Source organism: Cellvibrio sp. ARAG 10.3, assembly GCF_051846955.1.
Taxonomy (GTDB): Bacteria; Pseudomonadota; Gammaproteobacteria; order Pseudomonadales; family Cellvibrionaceae; genus Cellvibrio.
This window is the reverse complement of record NZ_JBPYCU010000009.1, coordinates 66,332-84,485: the sequence shown is the minus strand read 5'-3', so window position 1 is coordinate 84,485 and position 18,154 is coordinate 66,332. Positions and strand designations below refer to the sequence as shown.

Sequence of the window (18,154 nt, the reverse complement as noted above, 5' to 3'; positions counted from 1 at the left end):
GTGAATAAATACTTCTCGCATTTAGTTTGGTTAGGGGCAGGCACGGCTTCGGAACCAACGTCGTTACTGGAAATAGCAGAGCGAGTAACGCTAGTTGATGCTCGTGAATCCGCTTGCTTGTTACTGCGGAAGCAGCACTCGCAAGAAAAAGTTGATGTACAACAGCGATTGCTTGCTGTTGATAGTGCCAGATTAGAGTTTACTGAATACAACCTAATTGAATGCTCTGCTGTTAGTCCCGTTACCGGGTTAAAAACGATATATCCAGGATTGAAAACCACTAACAAAGAAAGAATAACTAGTACACCGGTAACCGACTTTATTGCGAGTCTGATGTTGTCTGGCAATAATAACCTTTTAATTATGGATATATTGGACAGCAATTTGGCCTTATTGGAATCCTTGGGGCAGGGCGGACAACTTCATCTTTTCAGTGATATCTATGTTCAAGCTGGCGTTGAGCCCCTGTATGAAAGTGCGCCGACAAATAATGAATTAATGTTGTTCTTACAGCAAAATGGTTATTTATTACAGCAAACATCAGGTGACGATCCAGATTTGCCTTGGCTGAATTTTAGTTTAAATCCTTTATGGCAAACGCTTGAGCAATCACAGCAGACGAACGAAATTCTAACAAGGGAGCTGAATTCCCTTTCTGAATTGCTTTTATCGAAAGAAGCAGAACTTTCCAATCTGCTGCAAGAGCGGGATGATGCTCTTGCGCAACTCTTAGTTTTTCAGAGCAAGAAGTCACAAGCAGTTGATAACGCCGAGCCTTTAATAGACAACACTGCACAACAAGAAGCGAAGGCTGGAAGAAACGCGGAGTTGATAGATAAGCTGCATGCTGAATTAGCCATTGCTAAGAAACATGCGACAGAGCGATTAAAAAAAATCGATCAGTTAGAAAAAAGCAATCGCAAGCTAGATGAAGCCAATACAGTGTTGATCAATCATCAGAAAGCTCTTAAGCAAGAAATGCTAAAAGCTGAAGCTCAAATTAACATTATTAAAGACTTATTTCTGACGCCATAGCGCGAATTATTAAATTGCTAGATGAGTAACCTTCTGTTATCTCACTATGCGTATTGTATTTATTGAAAATCGGACTTTGATTATTAATCATGCTGACAAAGTCTAAAAACCCAATGATAATCTATTATAACAATAAATTCTGACTATATGTAACTAAGGCTTAATTAATGAATTACGAAAGCGACAAAACATTTTTACAACAAGCAAATGAGGCATTCAAAGACGGACTTTATCGTGAGTCGTTGGGGCTTTATATTGCCGCAATCGATAATAATCCATTATTAAGAGATGTTATTAAAGTTAATGTTGGTCTTGCTTTGAGGCGGTTAGGTCAAAAAATCGATATGACATCTATTGATAGTTATATCGACAACTACAATTCATACGTTCATAACGAAGGTGATGCAGCCTCCAATCCTCAATTGCTAATAACTCCTGAATGCTTCATGGCCTATAAAGAGGCATTTGATGTAGATTTTTATTATCAAAGATATCCAGATATTAAAGAAGCCGGTGTTGATCCCTTTGCTCACTACTCAACTTGGGGATGGCGAGAAGGGCGGTTGCCGAACTCATGGTTTGATCCGGCTTTTTATTTGGAGCAATATCAGGATGCTAGAGACAGCGATAGGGATCCGTTGCTGCATTATATTGAAATTGGTCGGGCAGAGAAAAGAAAAACAAAAGTTTTCTCCATTTCATCCGTTCCTGACTCGGTTAAAGCGAAGATTCCGAGAATTAAATTTGATGATGTATCAGAAGGTTTTGTTGAATTCACTGAACATCAGGCCATTGAAAGCTCAGTAAAGTTGCTAGCGTTTTACCTTCCTCAATTTCATCCTTTTCCTGAGAATGACGCCTGGTGGGGCAAGGGGTTTACTGAATGGACAAATGTGTCAAAAGCGAAGCCTAATTTCAAAGAGCATTATCAGCCTCATTTACCTATACACAATGGATTTTACGACTTGCGGGTTCCTGAGGTAATGGCGGAACAGGCAAGACTGGCAAAGAACTACGGCATATATGGCTTTAACTTCTACTACTACTGGTTCGACGGCAAAGTCCTAATGCATAGGCCCTTTGAGATATTACTTGAACATAAAGAGATTGATATTAATTACTGTATTACTTGGGCGAATGAAAACTGGACCCGTCGATGGGATGGTGCGGAGCACGACATTCTGATTGGCCAGAACCATTGTGAGGAAGACTCAACACGATTTATTGAACATTTATATCAATATTTCCGTGACGAACGCTATATTAGAATTGATAACAAACCTGTTTTGATTATCTATCGTGCGAATATCATTCCTGAAATGGTGGAAACTATCAATCTTTGGCGTAGAAAAGTCCATGAAGCTGGTTTTGATGGTATTTATTTGATTGCCGCAGAAACATTTGGTTTCAAAAATCCGCAAGAATATGGATTTGATGCTGGAATGGAGTTTCCTCCGCATGCGGTAAAAAGCAGCAAAATTAATGATTCTCTCGAGATAACTAATGAAGCTTTTGAAGGCACCATATATAGCTATGATGAGGTGGTGCGCAATATTTTTCTGGAAAGAGAGCCTGAGCATAAGCGTTTTAGAGCGGCGATGTTGTCTTGGGATAATACAGCAAGAAAGCAAAATCACAGCCATATATTTGCGAACTTCTCAATGGTGAAATACAAGCAGTGGCTTTCGCACATTGCTACGCAAGTTTATAACAATCCGAAATATCCCAAGGGTGAAAAATTTGTATTTATTAACGCCTGGAATGAGTGGGCTGAAGGCACACATCTGGAGCCTGACCGCGAGAGAGGCTATGCATATCTACAGACCACACATGATGTATTGAAAGAGTTTGATGAGTGCAATTTTGATGTGCTCGCTCCCAAGCCTTTGTTGCGTAAATATAAATACGCTGTGGTTCTGCATATTCACTACACTGATGTTTGGAATGATATAGCAGCTTATTTGAAAAATTTAAGAGACTTTGGCTTCGATTTGTACATAACGATCACCAATACCTCAAATAACATTATTAACGCCATAAGCCAGGATTATCCTGACGCGCAGATCAGGATTGTGGAAAACCGGGGTAGGGACATAAGACCGTTCATCAATCTATATAAAGAACTTAAGAATCTGGGGCATACCGCTATATGTAAAGTGCATTCCAAGAAGAGCGCTTACCGAGATGATGGGGATAAGATTCGGGATGAGATTTTCGATGCATTGCTCGGTAGTAAGGAAGCTATTGGTGACATTCTTCATCAGCTCAGTGATTCAGAAGCTGGCATTGGCTTGGCCACGCTTGGTAAATACCTGATTCCTCACACCGATAAGAATATGACTTACGACAGAGAGATAGTGCATGCCCTGGCTGAGCTATTGGAGATGGAGTTTTCCTATTTAGTATTCCCCGCAGGAACCATGTTCTGGTTTAAACCTGCAGCATTAAAAGGGCTGGAAAAGATAGAAGATCATTTGTTTGAGCCAGAAGAAGGGTTGGCGGATGGAACATTGGCTCATGGTGTCGAGAGAATCTTATGTAAATTGATTCAAGAAAATGGGTTTAAGAGCGTTTCATTATGAGATACGAAGTCTCTTTTGATGCATTAGAATTTTCGGCTTTACAGAAGAGGGTAAAGGGGAATTTCGACAATCCAAAATTCGATTCAAAAGAGGCTTATGGCAAGGTATTATTCTCCGGGTGGTTTTTGGTAGATGATCCAGATTTCTGTCTAAAGGTTAATTTTGCAGGCTCTAAAACAGAAATACATTACCTAAATGTTAATAGGCCAGATGTGGCAAAGCATTTTGGTATGTCAAGTGATTTACAATTCTGTGGTTTTCAATTTCAGTTGAATCTTAATGGCCCATATATAGACGTTGCGGTTTCATATCAAGGCATTGACTATACTATCTGGCGTATCAAAGAATCTGAGTATCATTGTGCTGAGATAAATAAAGTAAAACGATTGTGGGAGTCTTTCCATAAAATATCTGATTTAGAATACCTGTCTAATGAAACTTTGACAGATAAAGATACGAAGATACTTTTTTCTTTGTTCTCGCTATCTGACATTGATGGTGTTTTTTTAAGCTTTAGATTAAATAATATCTTTGATTTCAGAGATGTAGCAGAATTTTCTCAGTTTATATCGCTTTTTAGAGATCCTTATTGGGCGATGGATGCAATTAAGCAGTCGTCAGAATTGGGCTTTCTGAAGATCCAATCTCCATCGGAAGGTCCTGTATGCTATTGCGTCGGAAGCTATTCTATAGAGGATTTTAATTTTCTTCTATTTGAAGGGCTGAGTATACAATTTTATATTGTCCAACATTGTGCCAATGTGGTTATTATTTTTCCAACCTTATATCAGTGCATTCAGCTAAATATAACTCAATGGGCTCTACATGCTATAAATAAAATTCCTGCATTATTTGCGGAGTTAAAAAAACTTTGTAGTGCAGGTATTAGTTTTCCAAAAAAGAGTCCGGCTAAATTTTCTGGTGTTAATGTTAGTCAGTCAAGGCCTTATCACTTTTTGTATGATTATCTCCATGGGTTGGATTATCTATCTAGTCATGGTGTTCTGTTGAACTCAATTTCCATTTCGGGCTTTGATTTTATAGAAGTTTCTTCATATTTTGATAATGTATTAGATTTTTTTTCCATTGATCAAGGTGTTCTAAATCATAGATTGTGCTGGTTAAACACTTTTTATTTAATGCCCTGTCTGCAATATGTAAATGGTAATTATGACAGAGGGTTCGTCAAGCTGTCGCAAAGATTGCGAGAGAATAATGTTATAGGTTTTGGTGGTGAAGATAATTTAAAAAATGAGAAGTACGATCTGGTTTTTTGGGTCGGGGTTTCAACGGAAAAAAGATCCTGGATTGAGCAGACTATGGGGATTGTTTCTGTCATATCCTCTCTCCAAGAGAGTTATGAAAGTATGTTGGTGTTAATAGATGGAAGAACATCTACCTTAACGGGCACGGAGACAACCAATCCAATAATAAGCCGAGAAAATGAAATATTTAATGAAATTAGTCGGCTATCGTCACGAGTGAATTTCGTGAATCTTGTGGGCCGGACTATGTCCGAAAAAATTTTTTTTGCTTCTTTTGTGGATATTTTTTTTACATCTTTTGCGACCGATTCCATGTATGTCTCTTGTGTGCATGGCAAGAAAGGTGTTGTTTATGTGGCTCCTTCAATAGGCGATCAACGAAAAATTCATATTCATAAAAATGCTTTTGAAATTCCTCAGCAGAAAATTCGTGAGGTAAATGCAAAGGGTAAAGCATGGCATGAGACGAGTGTAAGTATAGATTGGCGTGACGTTTTTTATTGCTTAACGGACGTGCTAAAAGAGAGGAATTAAAATGATAGTTTTAGATTGCACGCTTCGCGATGGTGGCTACTACAACGGCTGGAATTTCCCGTTGGAGGTGACTAATAAATATCTTGAGGCCATGCATGCTGCTGGTGTTGATATTGTTGAGTTGGGTTTACGCTCTTTGATCAATAATGGATTTAAAGGAGCCAGTGCTTACACTACGGACAATTACCTCCGAACCTTGAAGATACCTGCTGGTTTAAAAGTAGCGGTCATGATTAATGCTACCGAGCTTGCCGGTGAACGGCCGCTTCAAACGGTCTTGGAAACATTGTTTCCAGTTATAGCAGAAAATACACCCGTGGATGTGGTTCGCATTGCGTGCCATGTGCATGAATTTGTTAAGGCTCTGCCTGCTTGTAATTGGTTGAAGGCGCGGGGATATACCGTTGGGTTTAACCTAATGCAGGTGGCGGATCGCTCACAGGCGGAGATTGAGGCTCTATCGCTTGAGGCTAGTAAGTTTCCAATTGATGCGCTGTATTTTGCAGACAGCATGGGCAGTATGGATCCAAAACAAACATCACAGATTATTGGTTGGCTGCGTAAGCACTGGCAGGGCGCCATGGGGATACATACTCACGATAACATGGGCCTTGCACTAGCAAATACTTTACAGGCCTTAACAGACGGTGTGACTTGGTTGGATGCAACTGTCACCGGCATGGGGCGCGGCCCAGGCAATGCGAAAACAGAAGAGCTGGTAATAGAGATTGCAGACAAACGCGAGCGAAATATTAATATGGTGCCGTTAATGGGCGTCATTAAGAATTATTTTCAACCACTGAAAAATAAATGTGGATGGGGCTCAAACCCGTATTATTATCTCTCGGGTAAATACGGGATTCATCCTACTTATATTCAGGAAATGCTAGGTGACTCACGCTATAGCGAAGAAGATATTTTAGCGGCTATTAATCATCTAAGAACAGAGGGTGGAAAGAAATTCAGTTTCAACGCACTGGATGCAACGCGTCACTTTTACCAAGGTAATCCACAGGGTAGCTGGTTTCCAAAAAGCCTGTTGTCAGGGCGGGATGTATTAATTCTTGGTGCGGGGCCCGGTGTTGCTGAACATAAAACAGCGATAGAAATTTTTATCACGGCAAAGGATCCAATTGTTATTGCATTAAACACCCAATCATCCGTTGCACAGCATTTAATTGATGTGCGTGTTGCTTGCCATCCGGTGCGATTGCTGGCTGATTGCGAAGCTCATACTGGTCTACCACAACCGCTTATCACTCCTGCGTCAATGTTGCCGCCTGATGTGACCAAGTCACTTGCTGGTAAAACATTATATGACTTTGGCCTCACTGTTCATCCTAATACCTTCAGTTTTTCTGATACGAATGCGGTACTACCTAACGCGTTGGTTATTAGCTATGCGTTGGCCGTTGCCAGTAGTGGCCAGGCAAATCAGATTTTACTAGCGGGATTCGACGGCTATGGTGCTGATGATCCAAGAACCAGTGAAATGCAGCAGGTTTTTGCTTGTTATCAAGCCTCTGTATCTGCTGTACCACTCGTATCCATTACCCCCACTACCTACAATATTCCCACCCTTTCCGTTTATGCACTTTGAGGAGCCTTAATATGCGTGCAGTTGTATTAATTCCTGCTCGTTATTCGTCAAGCCGTTATCCAGGCAAGCCGCTGGTGTCCTTGCTGGGGAAGCCTATGGTGCTATGGGTTGCTGAATTATCGGCAAGGGCTGTTGGTGCGAGTAATGTGTATGTGGCAACAGAAGACCAGCGCATTGCTGATGTAGTATCTAAGGCGGGATTTAATGCGGTTATGACAACTGATAGGTGTCTTACTGGCACGGATCGTCTTGCTGAAGCGGCTTTACAGATAGAGGCCGATATTTATATTAATGTACAAGGTGATGAGCCTTTGGTTAATCCTGAGGATATACGTAAGGCGATAGAGGCAAAACAACAGAATATGGAGGCCGTCATTAATGGTTTCTCTTGGATATCAGAGCATGAAGACCCTGATAGTGTGAACATTCCCAAAGTTATAACGACCGAGAAGAATACTTTGGTATATATGTCTCGCAAGGTATTACCGGGTTTTAAAGATGCCAAATGCGCGCCTAAAAGATTTAAAAAGCAGGTTTGTATATACGCATTTACCGCAGAAGAGCTAGCAGTATTTAAAGCATTTGGTCGTAAGAGTGAGCTGGAGTTTAGCGAAGATATTGAAATACTACGTTTTTTAGAGCTAAACAAAACAATTAGAATGTATGAGACTCGACCAGGTAGTTTGGCAGTGGATGTACCCGATGATGTTGCGCCGGTTGAGGCGGCGCTGAAGAGGCTCCACGGTTTATGAACCTGAAGAAATATCAAACTTTGGTGTTTGACTGCGATGGTGTGGTGCTTAACTCCAACAAAGTTAAAACCGAGGCTTTTTACAAAGCCGCTTTACCTTACGGTGAATTTGCCGCACAGCAGCTTGTCGACTATCACGTTGCACGTGGTGGTATCTCGCGGTACAAAAAATTCGAATGGTTTTTATCAGAGACTGTGGTAGGACGTCAGGGTCCCAGTATTGAAGTGTTGCTGGAAAGCTATGCAACTGAAGTTCGTCAAGGCCTTTCAGAGTGTGAAGTTGCGGATGGTTTGTTTGAGCTGCGTGGGAAAACAGAGCATGCTAATTGGCTTATCGTATCAGGTGGTGATCAGCAGGAGCTGCGAGAGGTGTTCACCGCGCGTGGGATGGCCACTTTGTTTGATGGCGGTATTTTCGGTAGTCCGGATAGCAAAGATATGATTCTAGAGCGCGAAAAAGCGAAAGGTAATATCAAGATACCTGCTTTATTTCTAGGTGACAGTCGTTATGATCATTTGGTTGCCTCGGCAGCCAAATTAGATTTTGTATTTTTAGCGAAATGGTCAGAGTTTTGCCTGTGGCCACAGTATTGCCGTACCCATAAAATTGAAATTTTTGAATCTCTCGCATGTATAACATAATATGCCATTGATCAATTTGGATTAACTGCATTAACACACGGTAACGCTATGCCAGTTGGCTCTGACGAAAATGAACAATCACCTTACGCTCCGCACTCAAGTGTGGTTTCAGTTTTGGAGCAGCGCTCCGAATTGGTTGAAACAGAGTCGCCATTTCTACAAAAGATTCGGTTTTATTGGCAGCTCGGAGAATGGGCTGCGATTGAAGCCTTGTCCGAACAAAGCATAGAAACAATGGGGGCTAGAGCGGAATGTGCTCTCTATATTGCTGCTGCTTGTTTCCAGCTTGGCCAGCTTGAAAAAGGCCGGATGTTTCGAACTTTGGCATCGCAGTGGGGAGCAACCAATCAAGACATTGGACGAGTGTTGATAAGTGGCGTCTATAATAATCTGGCTACGGTCTCCGTACTTGCTGAGGGGCAAGTGTCTTCTACTGCCATGCAACACTTTGTGACCTCTGCTGAGATTGCATTACCAAGTATGGCAGTGACCTCCGTGGTAAAGGTTCGCACACAGAATCAATTGGAACGTCTTAGTGGCTCGGCAGGTAGCGTCATTCCTGAGGCACTGCAATCAATACTACCTGAAGTTAATCAAGGCTACAGAAGTGGTCAGGCTGATACAGTCAGTTCAATTCTTGAAGAGTTTTACCTATTTGATCAGCAGTTAAAAATCTGGCGCCGCCTCACGCAACATGAATTTGCGTATACAGATGGTAGTGAAGCTGAGCAACGTATTTTAGCGGCCGTAAAATCTTGTGATGATGTGAGTGTGTTCTCGCCGGATTTGTTAAAGCATCAAACGGATTGGGCGAGCGAATATCATTTTTCTGCAGATAGGGCAAATTTATTGCGGCCTTTCGCTAATCAATTAAGAAATGCTTCCGTACTGGAGCTTGGCTGTGGCTGTGGGGCTATTACACGGTTTCTTGGCGAATGCGGCGCATTTGTGACTGCAGTAGAAGGAAGTCAACAACGTGCATCAATTGCGGCCGAGCGTTGCCGTGATTTGGACAATGTTTCTATTGTTTTGGATAAGCTGCAGGATGTTCCGTTTAACCAGCAGTTTGATGTAGTTACACTTATCGGTGTGCTCGAATATTCAAGAATCTATGTTGAAGCTGATGACCCAGTGCAGTTCGTACTGGAGAAAGCTCGTTCATACCTGAAGCCGAACGGCGTATTACTTGTAGCAATAGAAAACCAACTCGGTCTCAAATATTTTGCTGGTGCGCCTGAGGATCATGGTGTTGGCATAATGGCTGGTATCAATGATCTTTACGGCAATAATACAGCCGTCACATTTGGCAAGAAAGAATTGGAGAGGCGTTTTATTGCGGCTGGATTCTCAAAATCAGATACATTTCTTCCATTCCCTGATTACAAGCTACCTTGTTTGATTGTTCATCCGGCTGGATATAAGAACCAAGAGCGATTTGATTTAAGCAGTTTACTCGCAGGCACAGTTTTTTATGATCGGCAAGGCATTGCCAATCCTATTTTTTCTCTTGAAAGCAGTTGGCCATTAATAAGCCGCAATGGTTTAACGGCGGATCTGGCTAACTCTCATCTCTTTGTTGTACATAACTCGAATTCAGCCTGGAAGTCATCTGAGCAGACGTTGGCGTCATATTATTCTCCCAAACGCAGTGCTGCTACTAGCCAGGAAGTGGTGTTCCATCTGGATGGGACAGATATACATGTGAGTAGAAACCGGCTTGATGTTCTCGAAGAGTCTAAGTTGATAGCAACGGAGCCTTACGTAGTAGGTGTACTACACAGCCAATTGCTGAATAAAATACTACAGCGTTCGGGTTGGACATTGGACGAAGTAGAAAGGTGGATCCAGCAATGGCTGGACTCCTTGGAACAGGTAGTTCTTGAAAACACAGTCTTTATTGAGGGGTGGCCGGAATACGACAAATGGTTGCCTGCTAATTATATCGATGCGATACCACGTAATCTTATTATCAATGAGCATGGCTTTAGTCAGTTCATTGATTTGGAATGGACATTACCACATGAACTGCCATTGCCTTTGGTGTTATATCGAGGTTTAGTGGTAACGTTAGGCACAATTACTTCAATAGCGGCCCCCGCCGATACTTCATTAATTCAGCGCGAAGCGCTGTTAGAGGCGCTAATGCGTTATTGTGGTTATTCTTTATCCGATTCAGATTATCAAGTATTCGTGCCGCTGATGGATGCATTGTCCAGAAAAGCACAAGGTGTAGCGCCTGAAGCTAAGGCCTCTACAACAGCAATAACCCTTAAGCCTTTCATAGTAAGACAGCCAGTAGGTGTGTTTCGTGACGGCAGGAGCCGGATGACTCTCTATTGGCGTCGAGCTGACACAGTATTTTGTGAGGAGCATACTGTTAAGAATCTTTATTCAACTAATGGAGAGCTGCAGTTTGTTAAATTGCCGCTTCCCGCACAACCATCGGTTTATACAAGATTTAGATTAGATATCGCTGAGAAGCAAGGTTGCTTCAATATGAAAGGATTGAAATTGTGCAACAGCATTGGCGAAACTGTATGGCAATGGAATTTTGATATTCAGCAATTAAACAACGTTGGTCAGCTAGAGTTTTATCAGTCTTTACCGGAAGGCGAGGGTATATGCTTATTGAGCAAAGGTAGTGATCCCCAGTTTGAGCTGGATTTGCCATTGAATGTATTGGAAGACGTATCTGATGGCGGTGCTTTAATAATCGATTTATTTGCTTATGCTTAGAAAAAAGGATATAAAATAGTCGATTGGACTTTAGTTATAGTGCCGTTGTACCAAATCTAGTATTAGTTGCATTTGGCTTCCCGCTGGGTCAAACGTTTAAATGGCGGCCTCCTTCTTTCCTCTTTACGCGGCGTCGTTGATAATAAGCATGTGTTTACCTAGCTGGTTAGGCGGCTGTTAAAATCATATCGAATGACTACCATTAATGTTATTGAAGAATAGCGCATATTATTCAGCTATGGTTTAGCTGTAACAGGAATGTTATTAGATGTTTGAAAAAAAAGTTGATGAACAATGGTACTTCAAAAGGTATCCAGATGTAGCTAGATCTGGAATGTCTGCGGAAGAACATTTCGAAAAATTTGGTAGAGCAGCAGGCCGCTTTCCATGCCCTCCGACATTAATTGACTATGTGATTATTCTTTTTCGAAGATTAACTAACCTTATTGGAAATACATTTAAAAAAATCATTAAATTGCTCCTGATGCTTGATCGGGTCAATCCAGAATGGTATCTACAAAATAATCCTGATGTAGCTGCTAGTGGTATTCCTGCAAAGAAACATTACAAATACTTCGGAAAATCAGAAGGCCGTCGCCCATGTCCCCCAACTACAATAGAACGTCTTTACATGCGCTGCAGAGTTATAATCGCAGTTGGGTGTAAGGTCGCGCGAAGAGAAGGGGGGGGGTGGAAGCTGCTGACTTTGTCGTTTGAGATATTCAAGCAAGAGGGACTAAAAGGGCTCAAACAACGAATTTTACTTATCCACAATTCTGATAAAGCACGAGAATCTAATAATGACTATCTTGCCTGGTTGCGTTTAAATGATACAGATCAGTGCGGCACAGATTTTCCCTCATCCGTGAAGATCAGCATTGTAATGGCTACATACAATACGCCGCAGCTCTTTCTTCAAAAAGCTATTGAGTCTGTTTTGCATCAAACCTACTCTCGCTGGGAACTTTGTATTGCAGATGATGCTTCTACAGATACAAATACGATCAATTTTTTAAAACAATGTGAGAGCAAAGATTCACGCATAAAAATAGCTTATCGTGATACCAATGGCCATATCAGTGCGGCAACTAACACTGCTTTAGAAATTGTTCGTGGCGATTATATTGCTTTTATGGACCATGACGATGAGCTGCACCCGGCTGCACTGGCGTACATTGCTCGAGCAATTAATTCGAATCCATCCGCTGAACTCATTTATTCTGATGAAGACAAGATTGATGAGTTAGGCAATCGTTCATCACCCTACTTTAAATCGAATTATAACTATGAGCTTCTGCTCAGCCAGAACATGATCTGTCACTTGGCTGTTCTCAAGCATAGTTTGCTTCAAAAGATTGGTGGCCTGCGCTCCGAGTACAATGGTGCGCAGGATCACGATTTGGTGCTTCGCGCGAGTGAGCACTTGAAGCCTGAAAAAATAGTACATATCCCTAAGGTGCTGTATCACTGGCGCATTCACGCTGCCAGTACAGCGGCCTCGACTACAGCAAAACCCTATGCTATAGCGGCAGGGCGCAATGCGATTCAGCATCATCTGGACAGGGTTGGTCTTGCCGCAGAGGTCTGTGCGCATCCGGATGTCTCGTTTTGGCATCGCGTGAAATTCGCGCTTCCTGATACGAAGCCATCAATCGAAATCATCATTCCCACAAGAGACCGCATAGATCTTATGCGGATGTGTATCAATTCTATTCTTGATCGAACCTCATACGTAAATTACGGCATTACGATTGTAGACAATGGTTCAGTTGAGCCTGAATCACTTCAGCAGTTTGCCGAGTGGCAGAATATTTCAAAAGTAAAAGTTATCCGTGATGACTCGCCATTTAATTATTCTCGGCTGAATAACCAGGCTGTTCAACAAAGTGCGGCGGACTATATCTGTTTGTTGAATAATGATATTGAAATTCTGTCGCCAGATTGGCTGGAAGAAATGGTTTCTCATGCTTCTCGTCCAGGTGTTGGTTGTGTCGGTGCGCGCTTGTGGTATCCGGACGACAGATTACAACATGGCGGGATTATCCTGGGTATTGGTGGTGTAGCGGGGCATTCCCATAAGTATCTTGCAAAAGGTCAGGCGGGGTATTTTGGCCGAGCCGTTTCATTACAGGCGGTTTCCGCTGTTACAGGCGCCTGCTTGGTGATTAAGCGGAGTACTTATGATGAAGTAGGTGGGCTTGATGAACAGATGAAGGTCGCCTTTAACGATGTAGATTTTTGCCTTCGTGTACGGGAGGCGGGTTACCGCAATGTCTGGACGCCGTTCGCAGAAATGTATCATCACGAATCTGCCAGCCGTGGGCAAGAAGACAGCCCGGAGAAAGTTGCGCGCTTTAGAGCTGAAGTGAAGTTCATGCAAGACCGTTGGGGCGACAAGTTAAAGCAGGATCCCTATTATTCGCCTAACTTGACGTTGCAGCATGAAGATTTTTCCTTGGCTGAAACATCTCGATTCACGTTGAATTAATCAATGCGCAAAATCATCGCAGTGATAGTGACCTACCATCCTGACGCGGCTCAGTTGTTGCGTTTGATCGAGCGGGCAGCGGGGCAGGCGGATCAGGTCTTGGTTATTGATAATGCCACGCCGGGGTTTACCTCATCGGCTTTTGCTTTGCCTAATGTTCAGGTTCAGGTAAATCATCAGAATCTTGGCTTGGCAGCGGCCTACAATCAGGGGGTTGAGTTCGGTCGCACGCAGGGGGCTTCTCATATTCTTTTATTTGATCAGGATAGCTGCCCTTCGCCAACCATGGTTAAAGAGCTAGTGGATGCATGGGAGCAGACAGAACAACGCGGCCTTCGTGTCGCTGCTGCGGGCCCCAATTACACAGACGCGAAGGGCCGTTACCAGTCGCCTTTTGTGAAGATTCAAGGGCTTAAGTTGGTCAGAGTTCCCTGCGGACAGGGTGAGACTGTCGAGGTGGATCATTTGATTTCCTCAGGCTGCCTCATCAGCATGGAAGCGATCGATGATGTAGGGGCTTTTGAAGACCAGCTATTTATCGATTATGTAGATACCGAGTGGTGCTTGCGCGCCAGGCAGCATGGTTATGCTTTATTGGGAGTTGGGGCTGCCGATATGGAGCACGACTTGGGAGAAAGCTATCTCACAGTATTTAACCGCCGCGTCCCATCTCACTCACCTTTGCGTCATTATTATCTTATTCGCAACGGTTGCTGGCTGATTAGCCGCCCCTGGGTTGGTTGGCGCTGGCGGGTTATCGATTCCGTGCGTTTATTTAAAATCCTAGTGGTATTTTCCTTGTTTTCTGTTAACCGGTACCAACATTGCCGCATGATGGTTGTGGGGCTGTTCCATGCTGTCAGGAAAAAAATGGGCAAGCTGCCTACATAGCTTGCCTTGAAGCCTATCCCCTATGAGGCTTAGCTTCAGTTTGCTAAACTTCGCCACTTTCCTCGCCTTACCCGCACTAACATTTTTAACATTGTGTAACGTCCACGTCTGATAAAATCGATGGGATTTTTATAATAGGATTGTTGCTTTGAATAATATACCGCTTGTTGTTGATCTTGACGGAACATTAATTTGGTCAGACCTCTTGGTCGAGTCAGGTTTTACGCATCTTAGGCAAAACCCTCTGCGTCTGTTCGAGATGGTGGGATGGCTCATGAAGGGGAAGGCCGAACTCAAATTGCGACTGGCGGAGCGAGTGGAATTAGACGCCTCTACCTTGCCCTACGTGCCGGAAATAGTTGATTTCATTACCAAAGAGCGAGAAACCGGCCGGAAAATTGTTTTGGCAACTGCCAGCCATAAAACCTACGCTGACCAAATTGCTGAACACCTCGGGCTTTTTGATGAGGTGTTGGCCACCGAAGCGGAGGTAAATCTTACTGCGCTGAACAAAGCTGATCGATTGGTTGCGCTATATGGAAAGGGTGGTTTTGATTACATGGGTAATTCCATGGACGATCTTTCTGTTTGGCCGACCTGCCGCAAAGCTATTGTGGTTAATCCAGAGGTAGGCGTGCTTACCCAGGCTAAGGATATCGGCAATGTGGATACCGTCATCCAGGCAAAGCCCTCAGTGTTTAAATCACTGATCAGAGCACTTCGTCCGCATCAGTGGGCCAAAAATGCGCTGATATTTGTTCCACTATTAGCGAGCCATCAAATCACTGATGTAACGAAGCTCCTTGATGGCTTGATTGCATTTATTCTATTTGGACTGTGCGCATCAAGTGTGTATTTATTGAACGATCTGCTTGATGTGCAGGATGATCGACACCATCCAACCAAACGTTTTCGTCCTCTTGCCTCTGGTGCACTCTCTATTAAGACAGGTGTAATTCTCTTTCCCCTCTTATTGGCATTATCTTTCATCGGCGCTTATTTTTTATTGCCTTTGAACTTTGTTTGGGCATTAGCCGCATATTATGTGTTAACGGTCCTTTATTCGTTTTCATTAAAACGAGTTGTCGTGGTGGATGTCATCGTATTGGCTGTGTTGTATACGATGCGAATGATTGCAGGTACCTTTGCCTTTGAGGTTTCGCTCACCTTCTGGATGCTGGCTTTTTCGATGTTTATCTTTCTCAGCCTGGCGTTGGTTAAACGTTACACGGAGTTGGCAGAAGCACGCAGTATCGGCAGGCTTGAAAAGGCCCGTGGGCGAGGGTATTACCCCGACGATCTTGAAATGATTTCCTCTTTAGGGGCGGCGGCGGGTTATTTATCTGTCATGGTGCTCGCGCTATACATTCAGGATAACGCCACGGTTTCTCTTTATTCTTATCCGCAGATCATATGGTTGGCATGTCCTATTCTGCTGTTCTGGATCAGTCGGGTATGGCTACTCGCTCATAGAGGGCAGATGCACGATGACCCTGTTGTCTTTGCCATTAAAGACAGGGTCAGTATTGGCATAGGTCTTCTCTTTGGTCTGATATTTTGGTTGGCGGTATGACAACTCCTACTGTTCAATCCTGGGGGCGTTACCCTAATCTCCCACAAGCTGCACATGTCGTTGAATGGAGAGATCGATTATCCTCTCTATTCAATCAACTGATAACACAGCATGAGATCACATTGCCCTATGGTAACGGTAGAAGTTATGGAGATAGTTGCCTCTCATTGTCAGATCACGTAATAAATGTACGTGGCTTAAATCGGTTTATTGCTACAGATTGGGAGAATGGGGTAATAGTCGCCGAAGCGGGTGTGACTCTGGAGGAAATACTCAAAGTGAGTATTCCTCGCGGTTGGTTTTTGCCCGTTACGCCAGGCACCAAGTTTGTCACCCTGGGGGGCGCAATCGCCAACGATGTTCACGGCAAAAATCATCACGTGAGAGGAACCTTCGGTAGCCATGTAAAACGCTTTGGCTTGCTAAGATCGGATGCGCCCGCATGCACATGTTCCAGCCTGGAGAATCAAGCGCTATATAAAGCCACGATAGGTGGACTTGGCCTCACCGGGATTATTGACTGGGTAGAACTCCAATTAATCCCTATTGAGTCCAGTCAGATCGCAACAACAACAATCCGCTTTGACTCACTTGAGGAGTTCATTCAGTTATCGAATGAATTGGATCATCAACATGAATATTCGGTAGCCTGGATCGACTGTGCGGCCAAGGGTAAGGCGATTGGACGCGGTGTATTTATGGTTGGCGATCATTGCCCATCAGGTGAATTGATTGTTCATTCGCCCAAAAAGTGGAATGTTCCGCTTACGCCGCCAATCTCTGCTATCAATCAAATAACACTGAATATATTTAATTATTTGTACTTCCATAAACACTCCGCTGATCGTGTTTTTTCGCTCTCGGATTATGATCCTTTTTTTTATCCGCTCGATAGTATCTCAAACTGGAACCGCATCTATGGCCCACGAGGGTTTCAACAGTATCAGTGTGTTATACCCGGAGATAATGCGCAGTCGTCAATTCACGAGATCCTGAAAACTATTTCTTCTACAGGCTGCGGCTCATTTCTTGCGGTTCTTAAGCGATGTGGTGATGTTCCATCGCCCGGATTAATGTCTTTTCCTATGCCGGGTATCTCTCTTGCACTGGATTTTGCACAATCTTCGTTTGTTATTGAGAAATTGTTTCCTGCGCTGGACCTTATTGTAAGAGAAGGAGGTGGGCGTATTTATCCCGCCAAAGATGCTCATATGTCAGCTAAAGATTTCCAGTCTTATTATCCGCAATGGGAAGCGTTGAACAGTTTACGGGACCCACATATCTGCTCACATTTTTGGAAGAGAGTGACCTCTGTATGAAAAAAATTCTTATCGTCGGTGCCACTTCTGCTATGGCAAGAGCATATGCTCGAATCTGGGCAGAAAAGCAAGCGAGCTTTTTTTTAGTGGCGCGAGATGAGGTTAAGCTGCAGCAAACAGCAGATGATTTGACTGCTCGTGGTGCTTCTTCTGTATTTACTCATGTTCTGGATATGACGAGCGTTAGCGAGCATGGGGCAATGGTAGATCGCGCTTTTGAAAAACTGTCGGCCATAGAAATCGCCTTGGTTGCCCATGGTACTTTGCCCGACCAAGCGGCATGTCAGGCCAGTACATCAGAAGCGTTGAATGAATTTGCTGTCAATGGCACAAGTACCATTGCGCTACTGACTGAATTGGCGAACAAATTTGAACAACAACATTTCGGCACTATAGCTGTAATTACTTCTGTTGCTGGTGATAGGGGGCGACCCTCAAACTACCTATATGGCGCAGCGAAAGCGGCAGTCTCAACATTTTGTGAGGGTTTGCGGGCGAGATTGTTTAAGGCTGGCGTTCATGTGGTGGATATCAAGCCAGGTTTTGTTGATACACCAATGACCCATGGGCTTGACTTACCAAAAGCCTTAGTGGTCCCACCGGAAACTATTGCCGGTTATATTGATAACGCGATCAATAAAAAGAAGAATGTTGTCTATGCACCTTGGTTTTGGTTTTGGATAATGCTGATTATTCGCTCTGTTCCGCAGTTTATTTTCAAAAAGTTGAGCATTTAAA

General features: G+C 43.3%; 12 protein-coding genes. All 12 read left to right on the top strand.

The genetic code is table 11. The annotated features are described in order from the left end of the window. Positions 1-1,035, top strand: coding sequence for a hypothetical protein (locus tag ACSV5M_RS12785; protein WP_439176624.1), 1,035 nt, complete (start codon positions 1-3; stop codon positions 1,033-1,035). 167 nt (positions 1,036-1,202) lie between these two features. Continuing rightward, the gene (locus ACSV5M_RS12780; protein ID WP_439176623.1) at positions 1,203-3,617 is read left to right on the top strand and encodes a glycoside hydrolase family 99-like domain-containing protein; all 2,415 of its coding nucleotides are present in this window, start codon (positions 1,203-1,205) and stop codon (positions 3,615-3,617) included. Continuing rightward, entirely contained in the window at positions 3,614-5,416 is a 1,803-nt protein-coding gene (locus ACSV5M_RS12775; protein WP_439176622.1) for a hypothetical protein, read from the top strand. The genes ACSV5M_RS12780 and ACSV5M_RS12775 overlap by 4 nt, the downstream gene beginning before the upstream one ends. A gap of 1 nt (position 5,417) precedes the next feature. Further along, positions 5,418-7,016: an aldolase catalytic domain-containing protein gene (locus ACSV5M_RS12770; RefSeq protein ID WP_439176621.1), complete on the top strand. Its 1,599-nt coding sequence runs from the start codon at positions 5,418-5,420 to the stop codon at positions 7,014-7,016. An 11-nt stretch (positions 7,017-7,027) separates the two neighbouring features. Continuing rightward, entirely contained in the window at positions 7,028-7,768 is a 741-nt protein-coding gene (locus ACSV5M_RS12765) for a 3-deoxy-manno-octulosonate cytidylyltransferase (protein ID WP_439176620.1), read from the top strand. Beyond that, positions 7,765-8,409, top strand: a complete 645-nt coding sequence (locus ACSV5M_RS12760; RefSeq protein WP_439176619.1) for an HAD family hydrolase — start codon at positions 7,765-7,767, stop codon at positions 8,407-8,409. Before ACSV5M_RS12765 ends, ACSV5M_RS12760 begins: the two co-directional genes overlap by 4 nt. A gap of 48 nt (positions 8,410-8,457) precedes the next feature. Then, a complete protein-coding gene (locus ACSV5M_RS12755) occupies positions 8,458-11,145 on the top strand; it encodes a class I SAM-dependent methyltransferase (RefSeq protein WP_439176618.1) in 2,688 nt (895 codons plus the stop codon). Positions 11,146-11,413: 268 nt separating this feature from the next. Continuing rightward, positions 11,414-13,633, top strand: coding sequence for a glycosyltransferase family 2 protein (locus ACSV5M_RS12750; protein ID WP_439176617.1), 2,220 nt, complete (start codon positions 11,414-11,416; stop codon positions 13,631-13,633). Positions 13,634-13,636: 3 nt separating this feature from the next. Next, positions 13,637-14,524: a glycosyltransferase family 2 protein gene (locus ACSV5M_RS12745; RefSeq protein ID WP_439176616.1), complete on the top strand. Its 888-nt coding sequence runs from the start codon at positions 13,637-13,639 to the stop codon at positions 14,522-14,524. A 148-nt stretch (positions 14,525-14,672) separates the two neighbouring features. Further along, on the top strand, positions 14,673-16,097 hold the full coding sequence (locus ACSV5M_RS12740) for a UbiA family prenyltransferase (protein ID WP_439176615.1): 1,425 nt from the start codon (positions 14,673-14,675) through the stop codon (positions 16,095-16,097). Further along, positions 16,094-17,416 carry an FAD-binding oxidoreductase gene (locus tag ACSV5M_RS12735; protein WP_439176614.1) on the top strand — a complete coding sequence of 441 codons (1,323 nt, stop codon included), beginning with the start codon at positions 16,094-16,096 and terminating at the stop codon, positions 17,414-17,416. The genes ACSV5M_RS12740 and ACSV5M_RS12735 overlap by 4 nt, the downstream gene beginning before the upstream one ends. Then, positions 17,413-18,153, top strand: a complete 741-nt coding sequence (locus tag ACSV5M_RS12730) for an SDR family oxidoreductase (RefSeq protein ID WP_439176613.1) — start codon at positions 17,413-17,415, stop codon at positions 18,151-18,153. The genes ACSV5M_RS12735 and ACSV5M_RS12730 overlap by 4 nt, the downstream gene beginning before the upstream one ends. Position 18,154 lies beyond the last annotated feature (1 nt).